Origin of the sequence: uncultured Tateyamaria sp., assembly GCF_947496075.1 — a bacterium.
Lineage (GTDB): Bacteria > Pseudomonadota > Alphaproteobacteria > Rhodobacterales > Rhodobacteraceae > Tateyamaria.
Genome location: NZ_CANMBJ010000002.1, coordinates 113,945 through 130,034, shown reverse-complemented (window position 1 = coordinate 130,034; position 16,090 = coordinate 113,945). Strand labels below are relative to the sequence as shown.

Here is a 16,090-nt window from a genome sequence, read left to right as displayed (position 1 = left end):
TCAGTTCCGAATGCGCCCAAACGTCGAGAGGCGGTTGATCTCATCCAGCCGTTCAAGATTGACGACTGTCGACAGCATCAATCTATCCTGGCTCCAATCCCCTGGCCTTTGAATGGCCATGGCCGTCAGCATGATGGCTGCGATCAGGGGCAACAATGTCGCCAGAAACAACAAGCGAGGGTGGCGCAAATGGCGCATATCAAGAAGCGAGGTGATCCGCCGTTCAAGGAACGTCATACGCCCATCGCGCAGGGCCGACCGATCAGCGGTGACTAATGTGACCTTTGGCACGGCGACCACAAACATGCGGTCGCGTCTAAGGGTCTGCTGACAAACAGACAGCAACGTATCGCAATATGCACGTACATCGATCCGGCCGCGCGTCAGCACTTCTGTATCACAGGCAAACTCGCGCAGGTTTTCCACCTGTCGCTTCCAGGCATGATAGGCAGGGTTGAGAAAGAAGAAAGGCTTCAGCGCTTCCAGCACAATCTCCCATTCGATATCGCCCTGACGCAAGTGCTGTAACTCGTGCGCCAACGTCACACTTAGTTCCTTAGGCTGGCCAAGCATGTGCGATGGAATGACAACGTAGTAGCACCAGAGGCCTCGTGTCGAAAACGGAACCAACGTCTTGTCGGACAAACGCAGTCGAACACGCCCGAACCTGCGCCATGCGTAGCTGGCGGACACGATGCGAAACAGGCAGAACATCGAAAACACCAAGCGCACCGTTCCGACAATCAGACCAATAAAGAACGCTGCAATGACCGTCCAGGCCCCCCATCCAACAGCATTGGTTACATTGCTCAGGAACGTGTCCCGCATATTCACGAGCTTCTCGAACTCGGTCGCCTGCATGCTGAACCCACCGTTCAGATAATAGGCCACAACCATATCCGACAGGTTGACGTTCACGGCCTTGGCATAGCCATTCGACTGCAGGGTCGTGAACAAAAGAATAAGGAACGGAGAGAAAACGATGGCCAGAAAAACACTGTTCAGCAGCCGCAATTGCGTTGCGTAGCTGTGCGTCAAACCCAACCGGTAAAACAGGAAGCGTGCGGCGTACCAAAGGCCGTAGGCCACAACAAAAAGAATATTGGCATTAATGAATGCGTCGAGCAGCGCGTCACCCGGAATCATTTTTCAACCTCCGATCCACAAGCGCCCGGATTTGCCCCAATGCTTCCTCTGTCAGTGCATCATCGTTGACCAATCGCGCGACCAAAGACGCGGGTGTATCGTCAAACAACTTCATCGACAGATCCTTGAGTGAGCGGGTCTGGTACGCATCCTTGCCCAGCGTCGGCTTGAAGACATGGCGCTTGCCATCCTTGCGGCTGGTGACAAATTCCTTTTGCTCCAGAATGCGCAGAATGGTCGCGGCCGAGGTGTAGGCCAGGTTCCGGTCTTCCGGCAGCTTGTCCAGAACGTCCCGTACAGTGCCCTCACCCAGATCCCAAAGTTCGGTCATGAACTCCAGTTCAACCTCGGTCAGCAGTTCGCTTTTCTTCTTTTGTCTCATACCGTCCTATCCAAGACGTATCGCTCACTCATTACGCCGGGTGAGTAAATACGAACTCTTTCGTTTTACAAAACGCTTTCTCACACCTTCCAGAAACAGAAGACACCCCACACGATTGCAAGGCCAAGCGGAATCCACAGCGGTTGGCCCATCAGCCCAAGCCACAACAGAAAGATATACGCCGATCCCAAAAGAGAGATGAACAGCCGATCGCCCAAGGTGGTCGTCAACCCAAGGATACCCCGCCGCTCAATCCCGTCGCGATACTTGACCACCTCAAGTACGCCAATGATCGCAATGGCGCTAAATATACCGCAGAACAGGGCGAAGGTCGCAGGTGTCCACGCCATCCAGAACGCCGGCCACAGCGGATCGGTCCAGGAAAACCCCTTTTCTTCTTGCTGGTTGGCAACATTGCCCCAACCCTGCGCGACAGCCGACGTCGGAAGCAGCGCAGCAAGATACATCAATCGTTTCATCACACCCTCCCCAGGGCAAAGCCCTTGGCGATGTAGTTGCGGACAAAGTAGATCACGATGGCACCGGGGATGATCGTCAATGTCCCGGCAGCAGCCAGCAAGCCCAGCTCATACCCCGCGGACGACGCCGTCTTGGTCATCTCTGCAGCAATGGGTTTGGCCTGCACCGCCGTCAATGTCTTGGCGAGCAGAAGCTCAACCCAAGAGAACATGAAGCAGAAGAACGCGGCCACCCCGACCCCAGCCTTGATTGTCGGCAGGAAAATCACGATAAAAAACCGGGGGAAGGAATAGCCATCAACATAGGCCGTTTCATCCAACTCCTTGGGCACGCCGCCCATGAAGCCTTCGAGGATCCAGACCGCGAGCGGGATGTTGAACAGGCAATGCGCCAGCGCCACCGCGATATGCGTGTCGAATAGCCCCACAGAGGAATATAACTGGAAGAACGGCAATGCGAACACCGCAGCCGGGGCCATGCGGTTGGTCAGCAGCCAAAAGAACAACTGCTTGTCGCCAAGGAAGCGGTACCGCGAGAATGCGTAGGCCGCAGGCAGGGCAACAGCGACCGAGATCACCGTGTTCAGCGATACATAGATGATCGAGTTGATATAGCCCCAGTACCAGCTCGGGTCGGTGAAGATCACCTTGTAGTTGTCGAGCGTAAAGGTCTGCGGAAACAGGCTGAAGCCCGACAGGATCTCGTTCGTTGTCTTGAACGACATCGCCACCAGCCAATAGATCGGCAACATCAGGAAGGCGATGTAGAGGATCGGGATAAGCGAGCGCTTCTTCATGTTCGCACCTCATGCGCAATCGTGCCGCCCGGCATGGCCGGGCTGCCCCCGACCGACCCCCGGGGCGGGGGCTTCACCCCCACCCGCGGTCGGGGACAGCCCTCTGTTTCCAGGCGCAGTGTATGATGGAATACGGGCGACATCATTGCGCGTCATCCTTCGTCATCAGAGTATAGAACAGCCACGACACCAGCAGCGTGATCGCGAAATAGATCAGGCTCATCGCCGCCGCAGGGCCAAGGTCAAACTGCCCAAGTGCGATCTTCACCAGGTCGATCGACAAGAGCGTCGTCGAGTTGCCCGGCCCCCCGCCAGTCAAAACGAACGGTTCTGTATAGATGTTGAAACTGTCCATGAACCGCAGCAGGATCGCGATGGTCAGCACGGTCTTCATCTTCGGCAACTGGATATAGCGGAACACTTTCCAAGGGCTCGCTCCATCAATCTTGGCCGCCTGATAATAGGCATCCGGGATCGATACGAGGCCCGCATAGCTCAGCAGCACCACCAATGACGTCCAGTGCCACACATCCATGACAATGATTGTCACCCAAGCGGCAAAGGGGTTCTGGGTCATGTCATAGGCAATGCCCAAAACGTCGTTCAAGAAATACCCAAGCAACCCGATCTTCGGCAGGGTAAAGATGTTCCACATCGCCCCCACCACGTTCCATGGGATCAGCATGGGCAGCGCCATAAGCACAAGGCACACGGGCACCCACATGCCTTTCTTCGGCATGGACAGCGCGATGATAATGCCAAGCGGAATCTCGATGATCAGGATCAGGAAAGTAAACAGGAACTGCCGCCCCAAAGCGGCTTGGAACCGGTCAGACCGCAGGATTTGCTCAAACCAATCCAGCCCCTGCCAGAAAAACACGTTGTTCCCGAATGTCTCCTGCACCGAATAATTGACCACCGTCATGATCGGCACCAGCGCGTTGAACGCGACCAGAAACAGGACCGGCAGAACAAAGAACCACGCCTTTTGATTTTCGGTCTTCATGTCTGTGCCTCCGTCGACAACCACCCGTCGCGATACAGACGCGTATGGTCAGGCCGGAAGGCGAGATGTATTTCTGCACCCTGCTCCGGCAGTTCACCCTCCACGATGGCTTTGACTGCGGTGTCGCCTACCATCGCCTCGACAACGGCATGGCGGCCAACGTCAGACACCTTGTTTACACGGGCAGGCAGGCCTGCATCGGTCAGCGACACAAACTCGGGGCGCACGCCAATTTGCGTAATCCCCCCCTGCCCGGTCACTGCGCCTTCCAGCGCGACTTGGCGTCCCTGAAACCGCACCGCGCCATCACTTTCTTCGGCAGGCAGAACGTTCATGCCGGGTGACCCGATGAAGTGGCCCACAAACGTATGCTGCGGCCGCTCGAACAGCTCGACCGGGGTGCCAATCTGAACGATCTCACCGTCCTGCATGACCACCACCTGATCGGCAAAGGTCAGCGCCTCGGTCTGGTCATGGGTCACATAGATCATTGTCGCGCGCACCCGCTGGTGCAGCTCTTTCAGCTTCGACCGCAACTTCCATTTCAGATGCGGGTCAATGACGGTCAGCGGTTCGTCAAACATGACGACGTTCACGTCATCACGCACAAGGCCACGCCCCATGGAAATCTTTTGCTTGTTGTCAGGGCTGAGGTGTGACGCTCGGATGTCGAGCATCTCCTCGACCTCCAGCATCTGCGCGATCTCTGCCACACGCTCCGCAATGCGTCCTTCATCCACCCCGCGATTGCGCAAAGGAAAGGCAAGGTTGTCCCGCACCGTCATCGTGTCGTAGATCACCGGGAACTGGAACACCTGCGCGATGTTGCGTTGATCCGGCGGCAGGTCCGTCACATCCCTATCATCGAACAGGATGCGACCCTCGGACGGGGTGAGCAGGCCCGAAATGATATTCAGCAGCGTGGACTTCCCGCAACCCGATGGTCCCAGCAACGCATATGCACCGCCGTCCTGCCAATCGAGGTCGATTTCCTTGAGTGCATAGTCCGCCGGTCCGCTTGGGGAAGGCAGATAGGAATGGCGCAGGTTCGAAAGCGTAATCTTTGCCATTACAGAGCATCCAGTTCTTGGCACAAATAGGTGTCGCCTTTCGCGTTCGAGCGAACAGCGAGAGGCAGCGAAAGGCGAAGCATTTTGAATTGGATGCGCGTCACGCCACGAGCCTCCCATCTTCTGCAAAGTAGAAGGCCTGAGATGCATCCATGTAGAACTCATGCCGCTCCCCCACTTCGTAGGGGTGCACGCCATGAGCCAAAGAAACCCATCCGTCATCGCCGATCTGAAAGTGCGCGCTGGACTCTGACCCGGACAATTCGGTCACCAGAACAGTGCCATCCAACTTAACATAATCTGTCCCCGTGGGGACAGGCGTCACGTGGTGGGGCCGGATGGCCAGCGTATAGACCCCGTCGGCGATTTCCGCCGCTGGCCCAGAAAGCGCCCAGCTTGCCCCTGTCTCCATCTGAGCGGTCTCACCCGACTTGGTGATCCGCGCGGCATTGATGGGCGGATCGGAAAAGACCCGTGCCGCCGTCAGATTGTCCGGCTTGCGATAGATCTGAGCCGTCGTGCCAAACTGGGTGACGACACCATCGTCCATCAGCGCCGTCTTGCCCCCCAGCAACAGCGCCTCTTCTGGCTCGGACGTGGCATATACCACAACCGCACCGCGACCGGCGAACAACTCCGGCAGTTGCTCCCGCAGTTCTTCGCGCAGCTTGTAGTCGAGATTGGCGAGGGGTTCATCGAGGAACACCGCCCGACTTTCCTTAGCGATTGCGCGGGCCAGCGCGCACCGTTGCTGCTGGCCACCTGACAATTCCTGCGGGCGACGGTGCAGCATCGGACGCAATTGCAGGATGTCAGCTGCTTCTTCGACCCGCCCCTGAATTTCGGACTTCGCCATGCCTGCAACCCGCAGCGGGGAGGCGATGTTATCGAAAACCGTCATATGCGGATAGTTCACGAAAAACTGGTGCACGAGGCTGATGTTGCGTTTCTGCGTCGACAGTCGCGACACGTTCTGTCCGTCCATCCAGACCTCGCCATCGGCCAGTGGATCGAGGCCAGCCATCAGCTTGATCAAAGATGTTTTGCCCGATGCGGTCTGCCCCAGCAGGACATTAAAATGTCCAGGCTCCATCACCAGCGATGTGGGCTTGATATGGGTGATGCCGCGCACGCGCTTGGTGGCGTCTTTCAGCTCGAGTGTCATTGTTCCTACCCGCAAAGAATGAGGCCGAAGCACGCGCGCGTGCTTCGACCGGGTGTCAGCCCCCCATGTTGGGAAAGGGGACCGACGGGGAGTTTACTGCTGCCAGCGGGCAACCAGGTCGTCGTAGTTCACGGTCTCGCCTTGCGGCTTCTCGTTCTCTAGCTTCGGCTTGGCGCCGCCGTTGGCGAACCAGTATTCGGCGTCCTGCTCTTCGTTCAGACGTGGGCCACAGCCGCCATAGACACCAGCCGCTTCGTCCGCCTGCTGCATCCGGGCCATGGTGATGTCCATTTCCTCGGCCAGACGATCCATCGCCTGCTGCGGTGTGAAGGCACCCGAGTTCACGTCACCAATCTGCTGCCACCAGATCTGGGCCAGCTTCGGGTAGTCAGGCACGTTGATGCCGGTCGGCGACCATGCAACGCGGTCAGGCGAGCGGTAGAATTCCACCAGACCACCCAGCTTGGGCGCACGTTCCGTGAACGACTCGTGGTTGACCGAGCTGTCGCGGATGAAGGTCAGACCCACATGGGACTTCTTCACGTCGACCGTCTTGGACGTCACGAACTGGGCATAGAGCCAAGCCGCCTGTGCGCGCTCGGAAGGCGTGGATTTGAGGAAGGTCCACGACCCCACATCCTGATAGCCAACCTTCTGCCCTTCGGTCCAGTATGGGCCATGCGGGCTGGGCGCCATCCGCCACAGCGGGTTGCCCTCGTCATCCACGGTGTTGTTGCCTTCGGACTTCGGCTTGACCATGTCGGCGGTAAAGGCGGTGTACCAGAAGATCTGCTGCGCCACGTTGCCTTGTGCCAATGCGGGCAGCGACTGGTAGAAGTCATAGGAAGCCGCGCCGGGTGGTGCGTAGTTGCGCAGCCATTCATCCCATTTACGGATCGCGTAAACCGCCGCAGGACCGTTGGCCGCACCACCACGGGTCACACTTGCGCCCGCCGGGTTGCACGAACCGGCTTCCATGCGGATGCCCCATTCGTCGATGGGCACACCGTTTGGCTCACCTACCGAACCGGTGCCTGCCATGGACAGCCACGCATCGGTCATGCGCCAACCAAGGTCGGGCGCACGCTTGCCGTAGTCCATGTGCCCGTAGATCGCCACGCCATCGATTTCCTTGACGTCGTTCGAGAAGAACTCGGCGATGTCTTCGTAGGCCGACCAGTTGACCGGCACGCCCAGCTCATAGCCGTACTTTGCTTGGAACGCCGCCTTGTTGTCTTCGTCATCGAACCAGTCCTTGCGGAACCAGTAGAGGTTCGCGAACTGCTGATCCGGCAACTGGTACAGGTTACCGTCGGGACCAGTGGTAAACTGGATACCCATGAAGTCTTCCAGGTCCAGCGTCGGGCTGGTTGTGCCCGCCCAGTCACCCGCCATCTGTTCAGTCAGGTTGTAGGCCAATTGCAGACGCGAGTGCGTCCCGATCAGGTCGGAGTCGTTGACATAACCGTCATAGAGGTTCCGCTGGGTCTGCATCTGCGTTTGAACAGCCTGCACAACCTCGCCTTCACCAAGGATCTGATGGTTCACCTTGATGCCGGTGATTTCCTCGAACGCCTTGGTCAGCACCTCGGACTCGTAGCCGTGGGTCGGAATACCCTCGGACAGCACGTTAATTTCCATGCCCGAGAAGGGTTCAGCCGCCTGGATAAACCACTCCATCTCCGACATCTGCTCATCCTTGCTGAGCGTGGATGGCTGGAATTCCTGATCAATCCATTTCTGGGCTGCCGCCGTATCGGCAAAAGCAGTCCCATGCCCCGCAATGACTGCAGCTACAGCCGTCGCGGAGAGAAGATACTTGCGCATCTTGTGTCCTCCCAAATTTCTATGTGAGCCGGATTTCGCCGACTGTGCTTACGATAGGCGCAAAGTAAATTTTCTGTCAAACTAAAAAGTTAGTAGAAATAAAACATTTATAATCAATATCTTAAAGTCATCAAAGCCCTTTGAAACACTTCTATGGGCCACATTCTTTGACGACCTGAATCATTCAAGCGTGACGAGGATCAACCACGACTGCGGCAGAAAAAGGCGACATCTGTTTTCAATTCCAAGACCGCCCCAGGCAGTCTGGTGAACGATACGCCCGGTCAGTCGAACCTGTATACACCGCATATCCAACAAGGCACTGCTTCCTCCCAGCGATATTGTTTTGCACTGGACGCGCCCTTGCTGACCGTGGTCCATGGCCATTACGCGCGGTGTGGTTTTCATCTGATCCCCCTGCGTTCGAGCCACTGACGAACAGAACACCGGAGCCCTTTAGATGACGCTTCCCAAAACAATGAACGCAATGGTCACGATCGGTCACGGCGATCTGGATCAAATGGTCTGGCACGCCGAATGGCCGCGCCCGGACCCTGCTGAAGGCGAGGTTCTGGTCAAAGTTGGTGCCTGCGGGTTGAACAACACCGACGTGAACACCCGCTCCGGCTGGTACTCCAAAACCGTGACCGAGGCGACGACAGGCGGCGCGTTTGAAGAGGTCGGCGAAGAGGACCCAAGCTGGGGCGGTGCACCTATCAGTTTTCCCCGCGTTCAGGGCGCGGATGTGTGCGGCACCATCGTTGCCGTCGGCGATGGCATTGATCCGGCGCGCATTGGCGAACGGGTGATCACAGACAACTGGCTGCGTGACCCGACGGACCTGAACAACAAGAACAAGACGGGCTACTTCGGATCGGAACGCGATGGCGGTTTTGCCGAATACACAACCATACCCTCCCGCAATGCTGTGGCGGTCAAATCCGATCTGTCGGATGCCGAATTGGCGACGTTTTCCTGTTCCTATTCTACCGCAGAAGGCATGCTGACCCGTGCCCGTGTGACAGATCAGGACACGGTGTTGATCCCCGGAGCGTCGGGCGGTGTCGGCGGCGCTTTGGTGCAGCTTGCCAAGCGACGTGGGGCACGTGTCATTGCCCTGGCGTCAGAGGTCAAGCATGCCGATGTTCAAGCTTTGGGTGCCGATGTCGTGCTGCCCCGCGCGCCAATGAACCTGAAGACCGCTTTGAGCGGCGAAGCTGTCACCGTGCTGGCGGATGTTGTTGGTGGTGATTACTGGCCCACGATGGTCGACGTGCTGGAGCGCGGAGGCCGCTATACATGTTCCGGTGCCATTGCTGGCCCCATTGTCGAGATGGATCTGCGCACATTCTACCTGCGGGATCTGACCTTCACAGGTTCGACCGTCATTGACCTTGAGGTTATGCCAAACCTTGTCCGGTACATTGAGCGGGGTGAAATCCAACCCGCTCTGGCAGCCACCTACCCCTTGTCCGAGCTGCATGCCGCACAAACGGCATTCATCGCCAAACAGCACACCGGGAACATCGTTGTCGTGCCATAACGTCGGCACAGCACCCGCTTTGCGATGACATCGATGTCTAGACCGAGACAGCGCTCAACAACTCAGAGCGCTCAATCTCGGCCCGTTTTCCTTCAAGCTTGACCGCACCACGCTCAAGCACCGTGAAACGGTCGCCAAGACCGAAGGCAAAGTCGAAGTACTGCTCGACCAGCACAATGGCCATCTGCCCCCGCTCCCGCAGGGTCGAGATCACCTCGCCGATCTGCTTGATGATGTTAGGCTGAATGCCCTCTGTCGGTTCATCCAACAGCAAAAGCTTGGGTTCGGTGACCAGCGCACGGGCGATGGCAAGCTGCTGTTGCTGGCCGCCCGAAAGGTCTCCACCACGACGATGCAGAAAGTCTTTCAGGATCGGGAACAGGTCAAAAATCTCATCTGGAATTCTGTGTTTGCTACGTGGCAGGCAGGCAAACCCGGTCTCAAGATTTTCTTGCACCGTCAGAAACGGAAAAATCTCGCGCCCCTGCGGCACATAGGCGACGCCCTTCTGAGCGAGGGCGTGGGCACTGGATTTACCGATCTCTTCGGCATCCAACCGATAAACACCATCGCTGCGGACATGTGTGCCCGAGATAGCCTTGAGCAGGCTGGTCTTGCCGACACCGTTGGTGCCCATCACGCAAGTGACTTCGCCGCGGCGCGCCGTCAGGTCGATGCTGCGCAGGATTTCGCTGCCGCCATAGTGCAGCGTCAGCCCTTCGATTTCGAGCAGGTTATCGGCCAAGGTACACCTCGATGACGGCTTCGTTGGATGTGACGTGATCAATCGATCCTTCGGCCAGAACCGAGCCTTCGTGCAGGACCGTGACCTTACAGTCGAGACGGCGAACGAATTCCATGTCGTGCTCGACCACCACAACCGCGCGAGTCTTGGCCGCCTCCACCAGTATTTCGGTCGTGTGTTCGCGTTCTGCCGGGGTCATGCCCGCTGCCGGTTCATCGACCAACAGCAGTCGTGGCTCCTGCGCCAGCAGCATGCCAATCTCAAGCCACTGTTTTTGACCGTGGCTCAATTCACCCGCCTTGCGGGCGAGTGCGGCGACCAGTCCGATCTCACCGGCCAATTCTTCGACCCGTTCCTGATCTGCGCGTGACGCGCGGAAGTTCAGAACGGCAAAGGGGGATCGTTTCTTTTTCAACGCCAGCATCAGGTTTTCGGCAACCGTCTGGTCTTCGAACACCGTTGGGCGCTGGAACTTCCGCCCGACCCCCGCCTGCGCGATCTGGCTTTCTGACATCGACAGAAGCGATTGCGATTTTTCGCCCCACAGCACGCGGCCCTCATCCGGTCGCGTCTTGCCTGTGACGATATCCATGAAGGTGGTTTTTCCAGCCCCGTTCGGTCCGATCACCGCCCGCATCTCGGCCTCGCCGATCTGGAAGGTCAGGTTGTTGATGGCCTTGAACCCGTCGAACGAGACGGACACACCGGACACTTCAAGAAGTGTGCTCATGTCTCGGCCTCCTTTTCGCGCAACGCACCCGCGTCGGGGCCAAGGTCAGCGCCGTGGCGGCTGGGTGATCTTTTACTCGCAATAAAATCAAACAGTCCACCTAGCCCTTTGGGCGCGAACAGAGTGACCACGACGAATGACAGTCCCAACAGGACTGTCCACCAGTTGACCCATTGGATCGTATAGAATCCAAGGTTGATGTCTGGCGCCTGACCGCCCGTGAAGTAGGTCGAGAGAAGCGAAACGAAAGCCGCGCCAATCACCGCACCGTACAGCCGACCACGCCCGCCGATAGCGACCCAGACCGCAAGATATATGGAGGCGATCGGCGCAATCTCGGCCGGGTTGATGATCCCTGCCTGTGGGTAATAGAGCGCGCCGGCAATGCCTGCGATGACCGCGGTGAGCGTGAAGATGAAAAGTTTGTAGGCTTCGACAGGGTAACCAAGGAACCGCACGCGGCTCTCGTCGTCGCGGATCGCACGAACGACCGAGCCGAACTTGCCCGACACCACCCAGACACACAGCAGGTAGCCCAGCCCAAGCGCCAGTGCCGATGCCCAGAAGAACCAGATCGACACGGTGGATTGCGGCACATCCCCAAGCCCCGGCAGGTTCTGTAGCCCGGACAGCCCATTGTTACCGCGCAACCCGCTGTCATTCTGGAAGAGGTAAAGCGACAGGGCGAGCGTCATCGCCTGTGTCAGGATCGACAGGTAGACGCCTGTCACCCGGCTGCGAAACGCGAGCCACCCAAAGACCAAAGCCAGCAGCCCGGGCACCAGCACCACGGCCGCCAATTGTAAGGGCAGCGAATGGGCCACAGCCCAGATGGGCGGGAACTCGGACGCGCCCACAACACCAAAGATTTGCGCTGCGATCCCGTCCGAGATTTCCTGAGCCGTTGGTGGCAATGGGGCGGCTGACAGGCTTTGTACTACGATAATCTCGGTACGGGCGTACATCAACCACATGCCGATGGCGTAGCCACCGATGCCGAAGAACGCCATGTGCCCGAGGCTCAGGATGCCGCAATAGCCCCAGACCAAATCCATAGCGAGCGCGACAAGGCATAGGCAGAGTGTCTTACCGAGTGTCTTGACGAAGCTGGTCGAGACCACACCGATGCCAAACCCTTCGGCCAGCACCGTCACGCCCAGAGTGAACAAGGCAAGGCAAGCCAGGAAAATCAGGACCGACGGGTTGTTCACCAGCAGAAACGTTGGCTTGCGTGCGGGCGCGGTATCAAGTGCGACGTTTGTCATGGCTCAAGCCTCCGCCGCGCGACCTTTGAGGGCGATGATGCCCTTGGGTCGGAACTGAATGAACAAGATGATGAACAGGATCATGTAGGTCTGGGCCGCAAGGGTGTTGGACGGGTTCAACCACTCGATCCCCTTTTGCATCGTGCCCACCATCGTGGCACCCAGCAGCGTGCCCCAGATGTTGCCTACCCCGCCGACCACAACGGTCATGAAGGACTGCACGATGTAGTCGCTGCCCATTTCCGACGTGACCTTGGCATAGAGGCCGATAGCAACACCGGCGATCCCGGCAATGCCGGAGCCAAAGCCAAAGGTCAGCATGTTGATCCGATCCGGGTTGATGCCCATGGAGGCCGCCATGCGCGGGTTCTGGGTGACGGCGCGCACTTCCAGACCCAACCGGGTGCGGTTCATCACGATCAGGAACAGGGCCAGAAACAGGAGTGCCAGAACAAAGATAGCGATGCGGATATAGCTGATCGACACAATGTCGTTGAACACCAGTGACCCGTCCAGCCAGCCGGGTGCGGTCAAGGGCCGGGCCTGCGTGCCAAAGATGTTCTTGGCCAGCTGCTGAAGCGCGATCGAGATACCGAAGGTCGCCAGAAGCGTCTCAAGCGGGCGATGATAGAGCCACCGGATCACCAACCGCTCCATCGCGACCCCTGCGCCAAAGGTCACTGCAAAGGCCAACGGGATGGCGACCATGATACTGAGCGTGTAGTCCGGGATAAAGAGCTGGACCACATAGCCGGTATAGGCGCCCATCATGATAAACTCGCCATGGGCCATGTTGATCACGCCCATGACGCCAAAGGTGATGGCAAGGCCGATGGCTGCAAGGAAATAGATCGACGCCAGCGACAGCGCGTCTAGCCCCAGATCGATTGTCTGGTTCAAGGCGACCTTGTTCTCGATCCCGGACAGCACCGCCTGTGCGGCAAGTGCAACGGTCGGCGCGGCGGCGGAATACCGTTCAAAAAACACATAGGCATCTACCGTCTGTGTCACATCGGTGACCGTTGCTGCATTTTCGACACGACCCTGCCGCACCAATTCGTCATAGGCAGCGTCACGCCTCGCTTCGGTATTCAGTGATGCAACCTGAATTCCGCCGACGGAGGTGCCATCTATGTTGGCAATCAACGCAGCCTTTTGAGCAGCGCGCGAAATGAGCGGGGGCGCCAGCTCCTTGGCGACAAGGATTCCATAGGCCTCAGCCTCGCTAAGCACCTCTGAACCGGGCACCACCTGCCTCGCCACATCGGCATCGTTCGGCAGGTCCGTACCGGCATCCATCATTGTAACGACAAGTGGATTGAGAGCCGCGCGCACATCGACACCCAGATCACCCTCAAAGCTCTGGATTGCGGCAACGCGCTCTGCGTCATCCTCTGCAAAGCGGATGGTCAGAATCCGTTCAAGGCGATCGATGCGTGCGCTCAAGCGCGGGTTCTCTTCGGTGTCTCGCACAGCGCGCAAGGCGGCAAGGTGGCTTTCATCCGCATCGCGTTCGATGGCGATCAGGGCCGCGGCGCGCGCGACCGGATTGGGATCATTCAACTGAAACCTCACCAACGCTGCGCCAATCAGGCCGCGGATGCCGCTGTTGGGTTTGAGCTGTTTGAACCCATTGTCTTCGAACTCCCCCAACTCGGCACCGTTGGCAAAATCGAAGGTGCGGATGGTGCGGCGGTCAATCTCTTCAGCGTAGATAAACAGACCGGTATCCTTGTCGAACCACATCTCCTTGGCCCGCCAGCGTTCCAGCACCGCCTGCGCCTCGGGCAAACCACTGTCAGCGAGCGCATCGATGGCAGGACCGATGGTGCGGCGTGAGCTTTTTGCAATGATCTCGCCGTGCTCTTGCAGCAAGCGCTGAATGGGCGCGTCGGCGTCCTGCGCAGCCAATGGGGCTGCAAACGCGATAAACAGCACCGACAAAAGCGCTGCGCAGAACTGGCGGAAAACCGGCATCCAATTGTTATCCTTGAAGAAGTGTCGGGGGCAGTTGCCTGCCCCCGTAATGTCACATCAGTAGTTGGACTTGATCTGCACGCAGGTGGACGTGTCGGTGTTGTACATCCCGCAGCCCAGCTCTTTCCAATCCGAAACCAGGACGGCCGATTCCGGCAGGAAGTCGGTCCAGGCGTCGCCAGGCACTTCTTCGGTCTGGCTGATGATGTCGAACTGGCCGTCTTCCAGGATCTCACCAATCAGGACCGGCTTGGCCAGGTGATGGTTCGGCAGCATGACCGCGGTCCCGCCTGTGAGGTTCGGGAACTCCTGACCATACATCGCGGTGCGCACGGCATCCACGTCGGTGGTTCCTGCCGCAGTCGCCGCGTTCACCCACATGTTGAAGCCGATGTAGTGGGCTTCCATCGGGTCGTTGGTCACACGCTCGTCACCCATGCGGGCTTTCCATGCATCGATCCATGCTTCATTGGCTTCGGTGTCTGCCGACTGGAAATAGTTCCACGCCGCGAGGTGACCCACGAGGTTGGATGTGTCGAGACCCGACAGCTCTTCTTCCCCAACCGAGAAGGCTACAACCGGAATGTCATCCGCCGAGATGCCAGCAGCGGCCAGTTCCTTGTAGAAACCCACATTGGCATCACCGTTGATGGTCGAGATTACGCCAACTTTCTTGCCATCTGCGCCCAGCGCGACAACGTCCGCCACAATCTTGGACCAGTCGGAGTGACCGAAGGGTGTGTAGTTCACAAAGATGTCTTCAGCAGCAATGCCTTTTTGCTGAAGGTATGATTCAAGGATGTTGTTTGTTGTGCGCGGGTACACATAGTCGGTTCCCAACAGTGCAAATTTCTCGACTTCCAGCTCTTCAAGGAAATAGTCGGTGGCCGGGATGGCTTGCTGGTTCGGCGCGGCGCCTGTGTAGAACACGTTTTTCGAGCTTTCCTCGCCCTCGTATTGCACAGGGTAGAACAGCAGACCGTTCAACTCTTCGATCACGGGCAGAACGGACTTGCGGCTCACGGACGTCCAGTTGCCAAAAATAACGTCAACCTCATGAACGGTCAGCAGCTCACGCGCTTTTTCAGCGAACAGCGGCCAGTCGGATGCCGGGTCAACCACGACGGCTTCAAGCTGACAGCCCAGCACGCCACCAGCGGCATTTTGCTGCTCAACGAGCATTTCCATGGTGTCCTTCAGCGTCGTTTCCGAGATCGCCATTGTCCCAGACAGCGAGTGCAGAACGCCCACTTTTATTGGGCAATCCTGCGCGACGGCTGGCAGAGCCGCCATGGTTGTCAGTGTCGCTGTTGTTGCGAGTAGTTTCTTGTACATTGCCATTCCCTTTGCGTGTCGCGCAGGGACGTTGTGTTCTGCAGGCAAAACACCCATATCACCCCCCACGCATATGATGCGGAGTGCGGTGGTGTTTGGTTTCCTAGGCCGGCACCATCGCACGTTCTTGGGTTTTGAAACCCGCGCCAAGTGGTAGCTCCAAGACTGCGCAGTGCACGCCGCATGGCTGAAAAATGAGCCGTCATCCGAGATTTTGCATATTTTTTGGACGAAATACCCGATTTCGCCGAAAAGATAGGCAGGTGAATCTGAGTAGTGCTGCATTTGACAGCACGGCAACGGTGTCTCAGCAGCAAACACCACACCCGACGAATGGCGATCAGCCTCGCTTACACCGGTCACCCAGTTAACGGCGCAAATGGCTGGCAACCGTGCAAGATGGCGTCCTATCACCGTGCTGGGCCATTGACCGGCGCAATGCATCAACGGGTCGTCCAACGCACGATCAGTCAACCGCACCCGAGCATCCCGTTCTGCGGTGCAGCGCACCCACTGACACCCAAGATGCTGGGAATTGAGCGGGTTATCGCAAGTTTCCCAACGATTCCGGTTGCCTGAACACACCGGAATGCCATCTATCTTGTTGGATAGATTCGAACTAA

General features: G+C 58.0%; 14 protein-coding genes. 1 reads left to right on the top strand and 13 read right to left on the bottom strand.

Annotated elements, in window-relative coordinates; all coding sequences use genetic code 11:
* From Q1A51_RS04530 to Q1A51_RS04495, 8 genes are all read right to left on the bottom strand, one after another.
* Entirely contained in the window at positions 1-1,146 is a 1,146-nt protein-coding gene (locus Q1A51_RS04530; RefSeq protein ID WP_299599406.1) for a M56 family metallopeptidase, read from the bottom strand.
* Positions 1,133-1,528, bottom strand: coding sequence for a BlaI/MecI/CopY family transcriptional regulator (locus Q1A51_RS04525; protein ID WP_189370976.1), 396 nt, complete (start codon positions 1,526-1,528; stop codon positions 1,133-1,135). The genes Q1A51_RS04530 and Q1A51_RS04525 overlap by 14 nt, the downstream gene beginning before the upstream one ends.
* 80 nt (positions 1,529-1,608) lie before the next feature.
* Positions 1,609-1,878, bottom strand: a complete 270-nt coding sequence (locus Q1A51_RS04520; RefSeq protein ID WP_366869846.1) for a DUF2160 domain-containing protein — start codon at positions 1,876-1,878, stop codon at positions 1,609-1,611.
* A gap of 128 nt (positions 1,879-2,006) precedes the next feature.
* Complete coding sequence (locus Q1A51_RS04515; protein WP_299599410.1) at positions 2,007-2,804, bottom strand: carbohydrate ABC transporter permease; 798 nt, start codon at positions 2,802-2,804, stop codon at positions 2,007-2,009.
* Between the two features lie 142 nt (positions 2,805-2,946).
* Positions 2,947-3,810 carry a sugar ABC transporter permease gene (locus Q1A51_RS04510; RefSeq protein ID WP_299599412.1) on the bottom strand — a complete coding sequence of 288 codons (864 nt, stop codon included), beginning with the start codon at positions 3,808-3,810 and terminating at the stop codon, positions 2,947-2,949.
* Entirely contained in the window at positions 3,807-4,880 is a 1,074-nt protein-coding gene (locus Q1A51_RS04505) for an ABC transporter ATP-binding protein (RefSeq protein WP_299599414.1), read from the bottom strand. The genes Q1A51_RS04510 and Q1A51_RS04505 overlap by 4 nt, the downstream gene beginning before the upstream one ends.
* A gap of 100 nt (positions 4,881-4,980) precedes the next feature.
* The gene (locus tag Q1A51_RS04500; protein ID WP_299599416.1) at positions 4,981-6,045 is read right to left on the bottom strand and encodes an ABC transporter ATP-binding protein; all 1,065 of its coding nucleotides are present in this window, start codon (positions 6,043-6,045) and stop codon (positions 4,981-4,983) included.
* 93 nt (positions 6,046-6,138) lie between these two features.
* On the bottom strand, positions 6,139-7,872 hold the full coding sequence (locus Q1A51_RS04495) for an ABC transporter substrate-binding protein (protein ID WP_299201548.1): 1,734 nt from the start codon (positions 7,870-7,872) through the stop codon (positions 6,139-6,141).
* 460 nt (positions 7,873-8,332) lie between these two features.
* Between Q1A51_RS04495 and Q1A51_RS04490 the strand changes: the two genes are divergently transcribed.
* Entirely contained in the window at positions 8,333-9,415 is a 1,083-nt protein-coding gene (locus Q1A51_RS04490) for an alcohol dehydrogenase family protein (protein ID WP_299599418.1), read from the top strand.
* Between the two features lie 37 nt (positions 9,416-9,452).
* Here Q1A51_RS04490 and urtE read toward each other — a convergent pair whose 3' ends face one another.
* The 5 genes from urtE to urtA are packed head-to-tail and all read right to left on the bottom strand — an operon-like array spanning position 9,453 to position 15,473.
* Positions 9,453-10,148 (bottom strand): urea ABC transporter ATP-binding subunit UrtE, encoded by a 696-nt coding sequence (gene urtE / locus Q1A51_RS04485; RefSeq protein WP_299599691.1) that lies wholly within the window; start codon positions 10,146-10,148, stop codon positions 9,453-9,455.
* A gap of 1 nt (position 10,149) precedes the next feature.
* The gene (urtD, locus tag Q1A51_RS04480) at positions 10,150-10,890 is read right to left on the bottom strand and encodes an urea ABC transporter ATP-binding protein UrtD (protein WP_299201539.1); all 741 of its coding nucleotides are present in this window, start codon (positions 10,888-10,890) and stop codon (positions 10,150-10,152) included.
* Entirely contained in the window at positions 10,887-12,155 is a 1,269-nt protein-coding gene (gene urtC / locus Q1A51_RS04475; RefSeq protein WP_299599420.1) for an urea ABC transporter permease subunit UrtC, read from the bottom strand. Before urtC ends, urtD begins: the two co-directional genes overlap by 4 nt.
* A gap of 3 nt (positions 12,156-12,158) precedes the next feature.
* Positions 12,159-14,132: an urea ABC transporter permease subunit UrtB gene (urtB, locus tag Q1A51_RS04470; RefSeq protein WP_299599422.1), complete on the bottom strand. Its 1,974-nt coding sequence runs from the start codon at positions 14,130-14,132 to the stop codon at positions 12,159-12,161.
* Between the two features lie 57 nt (positions 14,133-14,189).
* Complete coding sequence (gene urtA, locus Q1A51_RS04465) at positions 14,190-15,473, bottom strand: urea ABC transporter substrate-binding protein (RefSeq protein WP_299599424.1); 1,284 nt, start codon at positions 15,471-15,473, stop codon at positions 14,190-14,192.
* Positions 15,474-16,090: the final 617 nt, after the last annotated feature.

What these genes read in the sequence shown, in the direction of transcription:
- Q1A51_RS04530 (WP_299599406.1), bottom strand. Translation starts at nt 1,146, where the DNA reads ATGATTCCGGGTGACGCGCTGCTCGACGCATTCATTAATGCCAATATT.
- Q1A51_RS04525 (WP_189370976.1), bottom strand. Translation starts at nt 1,528, where the DNA reads ATGAGACAAAAGAAGAAAAGCGAACTGCTGACCGAGGTTGAACTGGAG.
- Q1A51_RS04520 (WP_366869846.1), bottom strand. Translation starts at nt 1,878, where the DNA reads ATGGCGTGGACACCTGCGACCTTCGCCCTGTTCTGCGGTATATTTAGC.
- Q1A51_RS04515 (WP_299599410.1), bottom strand. Translation starts at nt 2,804, where the DNA reads ATGAAGAAGCGCTCGCTTATCCCGATCCTCTACATCGCCTTCCTGATG.
- Q1A51_RS04510 (WP_299599412.1), bottom strand. Translation starts at nt 3,810, where the DNA reads ATGAAGACCGAAAATCAAAAGGCGTGGTTCTTTGTTCTGCCGGTCCTG.
- Q1A51_RS04505 (WP_299599414.1), bottom strand. Translation starts at nt 4,880, where the DNA reads ATGGCAAAGATTACGCTTTCGAACCTGCGCCATTCCTATCTGCCTTCC.
- Q1A51_RS04500 (WP_299599416.1), bottom strand. Translation starts at nt 6,045, where the DNA reads ATGACACTCGAGCTGAAAGACGCCACCAAGCGCGTGCGCGGCATCACC.
- Q1A51_RS04495 (WP_299201548.1), bottom strand. Translation starts at nt 7,872, where the DNA reads ATGCGCAAGTATCTTCTCTCCGCGACGGCTGTAGCTGCAGTCATTGCG.
- Q1A51_RS04490 (WP_299599418.1), top strand. Translation starts at nt 8,333, where the DNA reads ATGACGCTTCCCAAAACAATGAACGCAATGGTCACGATCGGTCACGGC.
- urtD (WP_299201539.1), bottom strand. Translation starts at nt 10,890, where the DNA reads ATGAGCACACTTCTTGAAGTGTCCGGTGTGTCCGTCTCGTTCGACGGG.
- urtC (WP_299599420.1), bottom strand. Translation starts at nt 12,155, where the DNA reads ATGACAAACGTCGCACTTGATACCGCGCCCGCACGCAAGCCAACGTTT.
- urtB (WP_299599422.1), bottom strand. Translation starts at nt 14,132, where the DNA reads ATGCCGGTTTTCCGCCAGTTCTGCGCAGCGCTTTTGTCGGTGCTGTTT.
- urtA (WP_299599424.1), bottom strand. Translation starts at nt 15,473, where the DNA reads ATGGCAATGTACAAGAAACTACTCGCAACAACAGCGACACTGACAACC.